Source organism: Salinivibrio kushneri, assembly GCF_027286325.1.
GTDB classification, from domain to species: domain Bacteria; phylum Pseudomonadota; class Gammaproteobacteria; order Enterobacterales; family Vibrionaceae; genus Salinivibrio; species Salinivibrio kushneri_A.
In genome coordinates this window covers 423638-437137 of record NZ_CP114589.1, presented here as the reverse complement: position 1 = coordinate 437137, position 13500 = coordinate 423638, and the positions used below count along the sequence as shown (strand labels likewise).

Below are 13500 nucleotides of genomic sequence, written 5' to 3'. Positions count from 1 at the left end.
TGAGTTATGGATATCTTTAAATCGCAGGAGTCAAATGTTCAATGTTACGCCAACAACTTCCCCGTGGTGTTTGAAAGCGCTAAGGGCTGTTGGATCACAGGCGTAGACGGCAAGCGCTACCTCGATTTTCTTGCTGGCGCCGGCTCGCTGAACTATGGGCATAACAACCCAACGTTGAAAAAAGCACTGATCGAGTACATCGAGAAAGATGGCATTACACACGGCCTGGATATGTACACAGGTGCAAAAGCACGCTTTCTCGAAGTATTTAAAGAACACATCTTGGCACCGCGTGATTTGGACTATAAGTTTCAATTCACTGGCCCGACGGGCACCAACGCCGTTGAAGCGGCGATGAAACTTGCTCGTAAAGTAACAGGCCGCGCAAATATTGTGTCTTTCACCAACGGCTTCCATGGCTGTACATATGGTGCATTGGCAGTGACGGGTAATCATCACCATCGCGGTGGTGGCGGCATCCCTGTCAACAACGCAGTAACACGTCTTCCGTACGATGGCTATGCAGACGTTGATGGTTTAACCCTGTTTGAAACCATGCTTAATGACGCATCAAGTGGCCTAACCGGTGGTGATAAACCTGCTGCAGTGCTTCTTGAAGTCGTCCAAGGTGAAGGTGGCCTAAACGCAGCCTCTAATGAGTGGTTGCAGCGTCTGCAAGATATTTGTAAGGCACACGACATCTTGATGATCGTAGATGACATCCAGGCTGGTTGTGGCCGTACGGGTACCTTCTTCAGCTTTGAGCCATCAGGCATTAAGCCCGATATTGTGACCCTGTCCAAATCAATCGGTGGTTATGGTCTGCCAATGGCCGTGGTTCTACTAAAACCTGAGCTGGATCAATGGGCACCAGGTGAGCACAACGGTACATTCCGTGGTAACAACCACGCATTTGTGACTGCAGCGGAAGCAATTGACACATATTGGCGCGATGATCAATTCCAAACGCACATTCAAGAACGTGCTGAGCAATTGAACAAAGTGTTGCAAGAGATGCTCAGCAAGCACAGTGATCTTTTTGAAACCATTAAAGGACGAGGTTTGATGCAAGGCATTGCGTGTCAAAATGGTGATATTTCAGATGAGATCTCCAGCCTGTGCTTTGACAATGGCATGATTATCGAGACTGCGGGTCCAGATGATGAAGTGATCAAATTCTTCTCGCCACTGACAGTCAGCGAAGCAGAGATGGAAAAAGGCTTGCAAATCTTCGTTAAGTCCGTTGAGCAGTACAAAAAACAGAAGCTCAAAAAAGCATCGTAATCACCAAGATGGCGATCCCCGCTTAACGAAGAGACGTTGAAGGAATAAACATGATTGTTCGTACATTAGAAGAATGCCAGAAAACTGAACGCCGTGTGGTGGCAGAAAACTGGGAAAGCGTACGCATGCTGCTACGCGATGATAATATGGGATTTTCTTTCCATATTACCACCATCTATGCCAACACTGACACGCACATTCACTACCAGAACCACTTAGAGTCTGTGTATTGCATGTCGGGTGAAGGTGAGATTGAAACCACGGATGACGGTAAGGTTTATCCCATTAAACCTGGCACACTGTATATCCTAGACAAACATGACGAGCACCAGCTTCGTGCAAACAAAGGTGTTGATATGGTCATGGCCTGTGTGTTTAACCCACCTATTACTGGGCAGGAAACGCACGATGAGAACGGTGTTTATCCATTAGTCGATTAACCGTCATGGGGCAGCCGGATGCTGCCCCTGTAAACCCAATCGACCCCCTAATTCATAAAAGCCCACAAGGAGCTCACATGAATCATACCGTTGAAAAGATCGGCGGTACGTCGATGTCAGCCTACGACGCTGTCATGGATAATATCTTTTTGTACCCGTCAAACCCGTATAACCGCATTTTTGTCGTTTCTGCTTACGCTGGCATCACGGATGCATTGCTAGAGTGTAAGCGTTCGGGTAAGCCCGGCATTTATCGCCTTCTCGCTGCGAATAACCCTAAATGGCGTGATGCGATGGATGAGCTAGAGCAACGTATGCTGCTCATCAACAGCAATATGTTCCCCGATCCTGTATACCGTGAACGTGCCGATAACTTTATCCGTCAACGCATGGAAAAAGCACATAGCTGTATCGAAGGTATACTCGAAACCTGTAACTATGGGCAGTTTTCTCTGGAAAGCTATCTACCACAAATTCGTGAGTTCCTCTCCTCTATTGGTGAGGCGCACAGTGCGCACAACTCGACGCTACTGCTCGAAAGCGTAGGGATTAACTCTCGATTTGTTGACCTCTCTGGTTGGGATAACCCAGATGAAGGCAAAGGCGACCTCAATACGGTGATTGCCAATGCCATGGAAGACATTGATTTCAGTACTGAGCTGCCCATCGTTACCGGCTACGTCTATTGTGATGAAGGTCTGATGAAGACCTATGACCGTGGTTACAGTGAAATGACATTCAGCCGTATTGCCGTATTAACTAAAGCAAGTAGCGCGGTAATCCACAAAGAATATCACTTAAGCAGTGCCGACCCTCGTATTGTTGGTCCAGAGCGTGTTCAGCCAATGGGTCTTAGTAACTACGATGTGGCTGACCAGCTGGCCAACCTAGGGATGGAAGCCATCCACCCTAATGCTGCGTCTGGTATGCGCGCCGTGGGTATCGAATTGGTCGTGAAAAACACCTTCGAGCCTGAGCACGCGGGTACGGTGATCTCTCACAAATATCGTCCAAAAGATAAAGAGATCGAGATCATTGCGGGTCGAGATAAGGTATTAGCGCTTCATATTTTTGACCAGTCAATGGTTGGACATGTTGATCAGGTCAGCTACGACGTGATGGAAATCATTCGCGAAGAAAACGTGCAGCTGATCAGTAAAGAGATGAACGCCAACTCAATCACTTACTATTTGGATGGCAAGACCGCCAGTCAAGACAAGGTGATTAATCGCGTTGAGAAGCTCTACCCGAAAGCGAAAATTACGGGTGAAATGGTCGCATTGATTTCTGTCATTGGTAGTCGTATCGACTCAAACCAAACCATGAGCAAGGGGATGCTGGCGTTGCTAGACGCTGAGATAAACCCTAAGGCTGCGCACTCGTCGATGCGTGACGTGGATGTGCAATACGTGGTACTCGATAAGTTCTACCATGCTTCGATCTGCGCCCTACACGCTTGTTTTATTGAAGAGCCTACGCCTAAGCCAACTATTCGGGCTGCGTAGTGTCCTCGGTGCACACGACAAGCGAGAAAGCATACCCCCTTACCTAAGGGGGTTTTTTAGTTTTATGAGCTGCCCTAATACCCCTGTTTACGATTAAAAACCAACCCAATCACCTATTAGTGTTGATAAAGTCTAACTAGAAGGTAAAATTCCGCACTTTATCTTGATAGCTGTAGTGCCTTTATGATCGACCCTAATATGCTCCCCGTTTACTTAACCGCGGTTGTCGCGCTTTTGCTGGTGCCCGGACCCGATATGTTGCTAATCGTGAGCGCAAGTCTTAGCTATGGCAGACGGGTTGGTATGGCCGCAAGCTTGGGCAATGCAACGTCAGGGTTGATCCTTACCGTATTAGCCGCAACCGGCGTATCAGCCATGATTGCGATGTCGCCGACTGCCTTAACCATTCTGCAGTACGTGGGGGCAGCGTATTTGCTCAAAATGAGTGTAGATACGTGGCGAGCCTCTCCAACGGACAGCGCTGAGCTCGCTCATCACCAAGGCATGGGCAAATACCTCTATAAACGTGCAGTCATGACCAACCTATTGAACCCAAAAGCGTTACTGTTTTTTGTGTTGTTTTTACCGCAGTTTATCTCGCATCAAGTTCAAGCCTCGTCCAGCACGCAGCTGCTAACGCTTGGGCTTCTCCTCAACCTATTAGGGCTCGCGTTTAACCTGCTTTTAGTGGCAATAGTCGGCAAGCTTGGCAGTGCAATGCTCACCAATACTCGTGTCCAAATGTATCAGCATAAAATCATGGCATTGGTTTTTGCGGCGCTCGCTGTCTGGCTTTTTGCCCAACAATCGTTGTAATCCATCCACTGACCTGGGTAAAAAACCAACGAACCAGACCTTGAGCGATAAAAAGTCAGACAATTGTCTGATATATTATACCGCTGTTAGTCGTATGACTGGCATTGGTTCGTTGGTGGCGCTTTGCGCCCTCGCCTTTATCGGATGGATTCGGTCACGTGTTTAATCTTCATCTTCCCACACTTACCTTGGCTTACATCAGTGTGTTCTGGCTACTCACCATTGGCGTGTTGTTGATTGGGTGGCAATTTAATCAGCACAAAGACATCAAACTTTGGGGGCTGGCTTGCCTGCTGATCTCAACGGGCACGTCGGTGTATAACATTGGCAATGTCACTGAAACGTCGGGGCTCGTTTGGATAGGCACCACAGCCGCGATCTGCTCTCATATTCTGGTGTGGTTAGGCACGCAGTCCTTCTTGGGCACGTCCTCATCATGGCGGACAGCTTCGCTGGCAGCGCTCTTGGGTGTAGGGGTTTATACACTCATTCTCGTCAATCATACTCCACTTGCTCTGCGTATTACTTGGTATTGTGCGTTCTACGTGGCAATGCATCTAGCGGTTTTTAAACTCATTGTTGAGAGCTCAGAGAGAAAGCGGATAGGCTTTAAACTCTATGCGTCCGTGCTCCTCCTCCTACTCATACTTTATGGGCTTCGCGCCTACTTCGCCTTTGACACACCGACGGACAATACCGGCCTATCGCAACGCTATATTGCCGTGTATTACTTGATCTTGATGGCGGAATTCGTCAAGTTTATGACCTTTATTTACCTTTGTTTTGAGCGACTGGAATACACACTTTGTCAGCTTGCGCTCCGTGATACCTTGACGCAACTTCCCAACCGACGCGCCTTTATGACCCAATCAGCACAGCGTCTCCTTTCTAACCAACCGAATGCCCTTATTCTTGCTGATTTGGATAACTTCAAAAGTATTAATGACGTATATGGTCATCTTGCTGGCGATCAGGTGTTGGTTGCTTTCAGTCAACACTTAGAAAGGATTACCCAACAAGAAGGGGCATTTTGCGCCAGAACGGGGGGTGAAGAATTTATTTTACTACTCAGTGGTAAGTCTGTGCGTCGTGTACAAGAGATTGCGCTACAACTGAAGCGCCAGATTGAGGCATGCCAAGTGACGACCGAGCATGGCCATCACATCCAGTTTACGGTGAGTATCGGCGTCGGCATAAAGCGCCAGATGCAATACGTTGCGATGAACCAGTTATTTGAGTGCGCTGATACGGCATTATATGAAGCCAAGGCCCGAGGGCGAAACCGTGTAGAATTTGCGTTAACTGAACATGGTGATGCGCCCTCAAGCGTATCACCAACATCCAACCAATCACCCATCAACCAAGAAACTGACAGTCCTTCTCTACCTAAACGTTATCTCGAGCGTCAATCTTTGTCATAATAGGCGTTCAGCCCGTAATAGGAGAACGTGTAATGGATGAGAACACCGCCACGCTACTGAATCTGCGTGTCATTGAAGTCAGCGACTATCAACCCTTAGCAGAGTTGATGGATCTCGTCTTCCCGGATGTCGGCGGTGCTTGGCCTAAGAGCACGATCATGCAGCTGGTCACCGCTTTCCCGGATGGCCAGATATGCATTGAAGATAATGGAAAAATCGTCGCCGCCGCGTTAACGCTAAAAGTCTCTTACAACCGCTTTTCACTGCCGCATACCTATGCCGACATTATCACGGATGACGGTGTGGTATTCCACGACTCAAAAGGGGATGCACTGTATGGCCTTGATGTCTTCGTCCATCCCGATTATCGAGGCCATCGTCTTGGCCGTCGACTTTACGAAGCGAGAAAAGATCTGTGTCAGGCGCTGAACCTAAAAGCGATCCTCGCCGGCGGCCGTATACCTGGTTATCACAAATACAATGATATTTCGGTAACGGATTATATTAATAAAGTCAGAAGAAAAGAGATTCACGACCCGATCCTTTCTTTTCAGCTATCTAATGACTTTGATGTTAAGCGTTTGATGAATCGCTATTTGCCCGAAGACGATAAGTCGGCGGGCTATGCCACACTGTTGGAGTGGGATAACTTCTTCTATGAAGAGGATGCATCCTCCGTACATGATATTGAAAAAACCATCGTCCGCCTCGGCGTCGTACAATGGCAGATGCGTCATGTGCTATCCGTGGATGACCTTTTGAATCAAGCCGAATTCTTCATCTCCTCCTTAGCCAACTATCAGTCTGATTTCGCGCTCTTTCCCGAGTTCTTCTGTGCGCCATTAATGGGACTGGCACCCGATAAGCATTCAGTCGAGGCGATCCGCTTTCTCAGCGAGTTTACCCAGGCGATTAAGCAACGTTTTTCGCAATTGGCCGTCACCTACAACATCAATATTATCGCTGGCAGTATGCCCGTGTTGGAAAATGGCAAACTGTATAACGTCTCCTACTTAATGCACCGCGACGGTAGCATTGATGAGCAATACAAAATTCATATTACGCCGCACGAACAACGTGACTGGGTGATCGATGGAGGGGATACGGTCAAAGTCATTGAAACCGATGCTGGCCGGGTTGGTATTCTCACCTGCTATGACGCTGAGTTTCCTGAGTTAGGGCGTATTCTTGCTGAGCAAGGTGTACAGATCCTATTCGTGCCCTTTTGGACTGATACCAAGAACGGCTATTTACGCGTACGCCTTTGTGCCCAAGCACGAGCGATTGAAAACGAGTGTTATGTCGCGATCGGCGGCAGCGTGGGCAACCTTCCTCGGGTAGATAATGTTGACATCCAGTACGCTGAGTCTGCGGTATTTTCACCCTCGGATGTCTATTTTCCGCACGATGCAACACTCGCGGAAGCCAATGCCAATACCGAGATGATGATTTTCGCAGACGTCGATTTGGACAAGCTCAAAATGTTGCATGAACGAGGCTCGGTGACGAACTTGAAACACCGTAGACCCAAGCTCTATGCCAATCATTTAAGCCAAGAGTAGCCTTAATCCAGCCCTGCCTAATGCAGGGCTTTAATTTGTAAACAGGAGACAAAAAAGACTAGATTTCCATGCACCCTCACCAAAAGCTTCTATCCTTACTCAACAGACTGCTTGTTTTTTAGCCAATGTGACATTGAGGTGAGATCATGAAGCTCAAATATAAAATGTTAGTTAGCTTACTGGGTGTGGGTTGCCTCCCCGCGTTGATCATTAGTTTGCTTTCTCTTCATACCGCCTCGTCGTCACTCGAGCATCAAACGTTTAGTCAGCTTGAAGCGTTGAGAGAGGTAAAAAAATCAGCTGTCACACGCTACTTTCAAACCGCTGAAGGACAGATAATTACCACCGCTGAAACCCCTTCCGTCTCCGCCGCCATGGCTAGCATGATTGAGGCCATGGAGACACGTTCTTCTCGCACCGTCCAAGCACGCTCACAACTGACCAACTACTATCAACGTCACCTCATTGATCCACTTGAGGCGATCAGCACAAAGACACTCCCGACGGCAAGGGATCTGGTGAACAACTTAACGCCACAAGCGGTGGCGCTACAACAAGCTTACTTAATCGATAACCCTCATCCCGTGGGTAAGAAAGGCGCCTACCAAACCAGTGGCCAACTACCTCGGTACGATCAAGCTCATCAAGCCATCCATCCCTATTTACGCGATATCCAAGAAAAGTTTGGCTACTACGACATCTTTATGATTGAAGCAAACCAAGGCCATGTCCTTTACTCCGCCTCCAAAGAACTTGATTTCGGCACGTCGCTAGAAACTGGTCTGTTTAATTCCTCAGGCCTGGCCGACGCTTTCCGTCAAGCGAAAACACTAGCGGATGGCGATACCGTGATTATTGATTTCTCACCCTACACAGCGTCGAAAAACGCGCCAGCAGGATTTATGGCATCGCCGATTTATCACAACGGTAACGTGATTGGCGTGCTCGCCTATCAATTCCCGATCGATAAGCTCAGTGCCATTATGGCAGAGCGAGATGGACTTGGCGCAACAGGCGAAACCTATCTCGTCGGCCCAGATAATTTGATGCGCTCAGACTCCTTCTTAGATGCTGAGAACAGGTCAGTCTTCGCCTCTTTTATGCAACCCGCGCAAGGCAGCGTTGAAACCCTTGCCGTTCAACGTGCAATACAAGGCGAAACAGGTATCGATGTCATTAATGATTACAACGGTAACCCGGTGCTCTCTGCCTACGCGCCGCTAACCGTCAGTGGGCTCAGCTGGGCAATCATTGCAGAAATGGACGTTAAAGAGGCGTTTGCAGCACTCAACGAACTGCAAGGGCTCATTGTTACCGTGTTGGTCATCGCAGTGGCGACAATCGCAGTCACTGCCATTCTGTTAACGCGTTCGATTATCCGCCCGATAGGTGGCGAACCGGCTGAGATGGCCAAGATAGTACAAACGATTGCCGACGGCGATCTGAGAGTAAACTTTGACGCAAGCCCGAAAGCAACAGGGATCTACCGCTCCATGCGTGCGATGGCAACAAACCTCACGACCATGGTGTGTGACATTATTGGTGCCACTAACCAGCAAGCTGCTGCCGCTGAGCAGCTGTCCTCGTCAAGTGTGCAAACGCTCACTAATTTTGAAGCGCAAAACGCACGAACAGAACAAGTGGCGGCAGCAATGGAAGAGATGACGGCGACTGCCAATCAAATATCCTCCAGCTCCGCCTCGACAGCGGATGCCACCGAAAAGGCGCGTTCACTTATCCATAGCGGAGACCAACAAGTGACCGAATCTGTCGATGCGATGCAAGGTCTTGTCACGCGTCTCAATCACGCCAAAGAAAAAACCGATGCGCTCGGGCAAAGCGCTGAGGATATCTCCAGCATATTGCAAACTATTGGCCAAATTGCAGATCAAACCAACTTGTTAGCATTGAACGCTGCCATTGAAGCGGCACGCGCGGGTGAGCAGGGTCGCGGCTTTGCGGTCGTCGCCGACGAGGTGCGAACGCTGTCACAAAGCACGCAACAAGCCACTAGCGAAATCACACAGCTAATTGAAAATCTTCAACACAATTCTAACACCACGACGCAGGCTATCTCAGAGAGTGCGACGACCGCCAATTATGTGTCGGAACGCGCAGAAGCAAGCTTATCATCGCTCAAACAAGCGGTGAACGCCGTGGACGAAATTGCAGACATGGCGATGCAAATGGCCAGTGCCTCAGAAGAGCAGTCTCTCGTGGCAACTGAAATCAATCAGAACTTAGAAGACATTAACACCATGACCGGTGAAAACCGTCAAGCCATGGACCAAATCACGCAAGCCACACACAACCTCAGCGAACTCTCTCATACACTAAAAGGTCACACACAAAAATTTCAGTGCCAACAAGCCTAATTGAGCGGCATACCGTGCTCTGAGTACTAATCGCACTGACTTTGTTCAAGGTCAGTGCATTTACTGGTGCAAAGGATCACTCTCTTGGTAGAATCAACCCGTTTCTGCGTAAGCGTTATTAAGAGAGATTCCGAATGGGACGAAGTTTTGAAGTTCGTAAAGCGTCAATGGCGAAAACCCAGGGCGCGAAAATTAAGGTTTATTCAAAGTACGGTAAAGAGATTTACGTATGTGCTAAAAATGGCGGTTCGGATCCTGAGAGCAACCTATCACTGCGTCGTTTGATTGAGAAAGCGAAAAAAGATCAGGTTCCAGGCCATGTAATCGACAAGGCGTTAGATAAAGCCAACGGCACAGGCGGCGAAAACTATGAAGTCGCACGTTACGAAGGGTTTGGGCCTGGCAGCTGCGCAGTGATTGTTGATTGCTTAACGGATAATAATAGCCGTACTTATATGGACGTACGCCAGTGCTTTGTGAAAAACGATGCGAAAATTGGTACGCCTGGAGCGGTGTCTCATATGTTTGAGCACCAAGCTGTTTTCCAGTTTAAAGGAGATGATGAAGAAGGCACCCTTGAAGCCTTAGTCATGGCTGATGTGGATGTGTCAGACATTGAAGCAGAAGAGGGAGTGATTACCGTTTTTGCCCCTCATACAGAGTTTTTCAAAGTGAAAAATGCGCTAAGTGACTTTCTTGGCGACACGCCGATTGATCTTGAAGAGATTACCTTTGTGCCTCAAATCGACACTCAGGTCAGTGGCGAGGATGTTGAACGTTTTGAAAAGTTCCTCGATATGCTTAACGACTGCGACGACGTTCAAAATGTCTACCACAACGCAGAGCTAATCTAAGCACAGTGACTAAGCGCCATGCCATCATGGCGCCTTATCGCTCACCCAGTTGCGTGAGTAGCATTTGCGAAAACAACGCCCAATTTTGACGAAATCTATCATCCCCCTGCAAGACATAACTTTGCAAGCCAGCACCAAGGAAAAACGCATCCACGACACGAATCGCCGTATCAATTTGATGCTGCGGGATTTTGCCCTGATAAAAATACTCAATCGCGCGTGTATATTCCGTTAACCCATGTTGAGAAAAACGCTGAATAGCGACCCTAAACTGTTCATCAAATAAGGCTTGGGTAGTAAAGCTATACATCGCTTTCATCGCATAGGGCTCACATTTCATGGTGAGGTACAAAGTATCCCCTGTCACTTCGAGATAACTCTCAAAATCATCAAAATTTGCAGGCTCGGCCACGGCAAGAAACATCGAGATTAATTCATCAACCGCTGCATATTTGACGGCATCAAGGTTGTCAAAATGATGATATAACGCCCCTTTGCTAATTCCGGCCTTCTTCCCTAATTTTGTTGCCGTTAACGCAGCAAGCCCCTCATTTCCAACGATTTCTAGTGTTGTCGAAAGAATATGTTGGCGCATAGCACGCGACGCAATTTCGTTTTTGTTCATCGTTTTTTGATCAAAAGTGAAAGTTCAGATGAAAAAATAAAACATACCGAATGTTCATTCAAATTTTTTCGGGCAAAATGTGACCAATAACCGAATGATTTCTCAACACGAAGGGATCGGAAGAAAAAAAGAGGATGAAAGAGGGTGTTGTAAAATAACAGAATACAGTTCGAAGACAGGTTCAAACGCAATGGCTACAATGAATAGAGGCAGAAGTGGCAAGGGGTTAAGTAAGTGATGAAAAGAGTGTGGGCGTTACTGTTAACACTAGCGGTTGCATGGCCGGTGAGCGCTAAGACCACGTATGTGGTTGGCGTACAGAGTTTTTCACAGTATTACCCGTATTCAGCCTATTCTAACCGCAACTATTCTGGCTTTAACCGAGAGCTGTTGGATATGTTTGCCAATGAATACCACTACCGTTTCGTCTACAAAGCGCTGCCTCTAAGAAGACTTTACCACCGCTTTGTCGAGGGCGCTGTCGATCTAAAATATCCGGACAGCCCAGATTGGAGCCCGGACATTAAAAAAAAGGTCAGTGTGACATACAGTGATCCTGTGGTGAGCTACACGGATGGCGTCATGGTCATTGACCAAGACTATGGCCGGCCTTTGGATGAATTCCGGTTTCTCGGTGTGGTAGCCGGATTCACTCCCCACCCTTATCAATCTCGCATCAGCGCAGGAAAAATACGTGTCGATGAAAGTTATCAATATGATTCGTTGTTAATGAAGGTAATCAGCGGTCGCGTTGATGGCGGCTATGCCAACGTTGATGTTGCGAAGTTCTACCTTGATCAAATGGGGTTAAAAAAAGGGTCGGTAAAATTTGATGACACCCTTCCACATGTGAAAGGAACGCGTCACCTTTCGACGATTCACTATCCAAAACTGATTAAAGAATTTAACCAATTTTTATCCGATAACCAGGCCAAGGTTACTGAACTGAAAGCACGTTATGGGCTTGAGTGATAGAGGGTTATTTCTTCATTTCAGTCCACAGTGCTGTATACTCGACACGCCATTTAAGGCAGGATGATGCGGTTGAATCAGAGAGAGAAGAGTTGCTTTGCGTAATCAGCTTATCAGTTTAGATTTGTTTTATGCCATTGAGCACCTGATGCCTGGGAAGCGCACCGCCGCGTTATTCCGTCGGTCAATTAAACACCTCCCCGTGACCACTTTGGCACTTACCCATTACGACTCCGCAGCAGGGCTTCAGCTCGCATTATTCCGTCATTGCCGTAACTATGTGGCTTTTACCCAAGGCAAGCCCATGTCGCCTGATTTTGATTTCTCTGGTACCGCTGAGCAAATTTTGGCTGCCGAATCAGTGATGAAGGCTTTTATTCGTGGCGCCTACTGGTGGGTGGAATATCATATGAGCCTGTATCGTGACGATTGGAGCCACGAGCAATCGCAACGATGGCTAAAAGATTTACGCTTACTGGTTCAGGTGATCATTGGCATCGGGAACTGTACCAATGCTGAGTTTTTGATCACACACCGAGGCCCTATCCAAGCTCTGACTTACGATACGCACCTCGAGCCTTTTCTCACCAATTATTAATCAAGTCCCAGTCACACTCAGAGATCCGAGCGGTCTATTGATTGATAATCACACACTGCTTTCGCTATTTCGTCACGTTTGTTCGCTAGCCTAGGCCAATGACGATGACACAAGGTTCACCATGAAGCGATTAAAGCGGTATCAATACGAGCGGTATGCTATTTTATGCCGCGCGTCTTACCCTAGCTATTTTGATCATACCCATTATGGATTCAGCCCAAATGGTCGACGGGATATCTATGATCGCTGGGGACGCTGTATTATTCGTGTACTCTGGCGAGATGATGACGATGTGGTGGTGGTATTTCGTGGCTCGCAAACCTTGTGGGACTGGCTGGTAAATTGTGTTTGTAGTCCCAAACGTATTCGCATGGCTAACGCTTATTGTTGCGTACACTGGGGGTTTCACTACTTATTGACACAAAAAAGTTTACCGTGGCAACAGCACAAGCGTCGTTACCAAGCAATGACTACTAGCCAGTTTGCTGATGTCGCACAAGCGGCGGATATGGCTTCCTTAGACGGCGATACGGTGCTCGATAAACTCTGCTCCGCCCTCTCTCCTTTGGTTCAAGCCAACAAAAAAGTCTCTTTTATTGGTCATTCGTCAGGCGGCGCGATGGCGGTTCTTGCCGCGGCGATGCTTCAACCACAAATGGGCAGTGCCATTAAACGCATCGTCACCTTTGGTCAGCCTGCCGCTGGTATGTGGCGCTTTAAGCGGCACTATCCCTTTCATACCAAAACTTATCGTATCTGTTGTGATGTCGATATTATTACCTTTTTACCTGGCATCCCTTTCCTTTACTGGCATGTCGGGCGACTGCTTTGGCTGCATGAAAACAAAATTTATACCGACACGTCGTCAGTGATTCGCGTGCTCCGGGTTTTATTTAGCTGGCTCGCACGCCCCATCGCGTATCATTACATGGACAAATATATTCGACGCAAAGATTACTTTGACCAACACTAAGTCGCCTGTACCTACCAATACGTGATCTTGATACCAGCTTCCTTCACTGTCCCAAGATTGTCACCCATCAGTCAC

General features: G+C 47.8%; 12 protein-coding genes. 11 read left to right on the top strand and 1 reads right to left on the bottom strand.

Features of this window, described 5'->3' with window-relative positions; translation table 11 throughout:
• Positions 1-6 precede the first annotated feature (6 nt).
• The 8 genes from ectB to N8M53_RS14745 all read left to right on the top strand — a co-directional run bounded on the left by ectB (position 7) and on the right by N8M53_RS14745 (position 10257).
• Entirely contained in the window at positions 7-1284 is a 1278-nt protein-coding gene (gene ectB, locus N8M53_RS14780) for a diaminobutyrate--2-oxoglutarate transaminase (RefSeq protein ID WP_269580120.1), read from the top strand.
• Positions 1285-1334: 50 nt separating this feature from the next.
• Positions 1335-1724 (top strand): ectoine synthase, encoded by a 390-nt coding sequence (locus tag N8M53_RS14775; protein WP_046075984.1) that lies wholly within the window; start codon positions 1335-1337, stop codon positions 1722-1724.
• A gap of 77 nt (positions 1725-1801) precedes the next feature.
• Positions 1802-3229, top strand: a complete 1428-nt coding sequence (locus N8M53_RS14770) for an aspartate kinase (protein WP_046075985.1) — start codon at positions 1802-1804, stop codon at positions 3227-3229.
• Between the two features lie 183 nt (positions 3230-3412).
• Positions 3413-4045 (top strand): LysE family translocator, encoded by a 633-nt coding sequence (locus N8M53_RS14765; protein WP_269580119.1) that lies wholly within the window; start codon positions 3413-3415, stop codon positions 4043-4045.
• A gap of 158 nt (positions 4046-4203) precedes the next feature.
• Positions 4204-5466: a sensor domain-containing diguanylate cyclase gene (locus N8M53_RS14760; protein WP_269580118.1), complete on the top strand. Its 1263-nt coding sequence runs from the start codon at positions 4204-4206 to the stop codon at positions 5464-5466.
• 32 nt (positions 5467-5498) lie between these two features.
• On the top strand, positions 5499-7028 hold the full coding sequence (locus N8M53_RS14755; RefSeq protein WP_269580117.1) for a bifunctional GNAT family N-acetyltransferase/carbon-nitrogen hydrolase family protein: 1530 nt from the start codon (positions 5499-5501) through the stop codon (positions 7026-7028).
• 146 nt (positions 7029-7174) lie between these two features.
• A complete protein-coding gene (locus N8M53_RS14750; protein WP_269580116.1) occupies positions 7175-9403 on the top strand; it encodes a methyl-accepting chemotaxis protein in 2229 nt (742 codons plus the stop codon).
• A gap of 134 nt (positions 9404-9537) precedes the next feature.
• Positions 9538-10257 (top strand): YebC/PmpR family DNA-binding transcriptional regulator, encoded by a 720-nt coding sequence (locus tag N8M53_RS14745; RefSeq protein ID WP_269580115.1) that lies wholly within the window; start codon positions 9538-9540, stop codon positions 10255-10257.
• 34 nt (positions 10258-10291) lie between these two features.
• Here the strand turns inward: N8M53_RS14745 and N8M53_RS14740 are convergent, their stop codons facing one another.
• Entirely contained in the window at positions 10292-10882 is a 591-nt protein-coding gene (locus tag N8M53_RS14740; protein ID WP_269580114.1) for a TetR/AcrR family transcriptional regulator, read from the bottom strand.
• Between the two features lie 234 nt (positions 10883-11116).
• Here N8M53_RS14740 and N8M53_RS14735 point away from each other — a divergent pair, with 234 nt between their 5' ends.
• The 3 genes from N8M53_RS14735 (at position 11117) to N8M53_RS14725 (ending at position 13425) form a co-directional block, all read left to right on the top strand.
• On the top strand, positions 11117-11854 hold the full coding sequence (locus N8M53_RS14735; protein ID WP_420066617.1) for a substrate-binding periplasmic protein: 738 nt from the start codon (positions 11117-11119) through the stop codon (positions 11852-11854).
• A 97-nt stretch (positions 11855-11951) separates the two neighbouring features.
• On the top strand, positions 11952-12452 hold the full coding sequence (locus N8M53_RS14730; RefSeq protein WP_269580113.1) for a hypothetical protein: 501 nt from the start codon (positions 11952-11954) through the stop codon (positions 12450-12452).
• Between the two features lie 121 nt (positions 12453-12573).
• Positions 12574-13425 (top strand): lipase family protein, encoded by an 852-nt coding sequence (locus N8M53_RS14725; RefSeq protein ID WP_269580112.1) that lies wholly within the window; start codon positions 12574-12576, stop codon positions 13423-13425.
• Positions 13426-13500 lie beyond the last annotated feature (75 nt).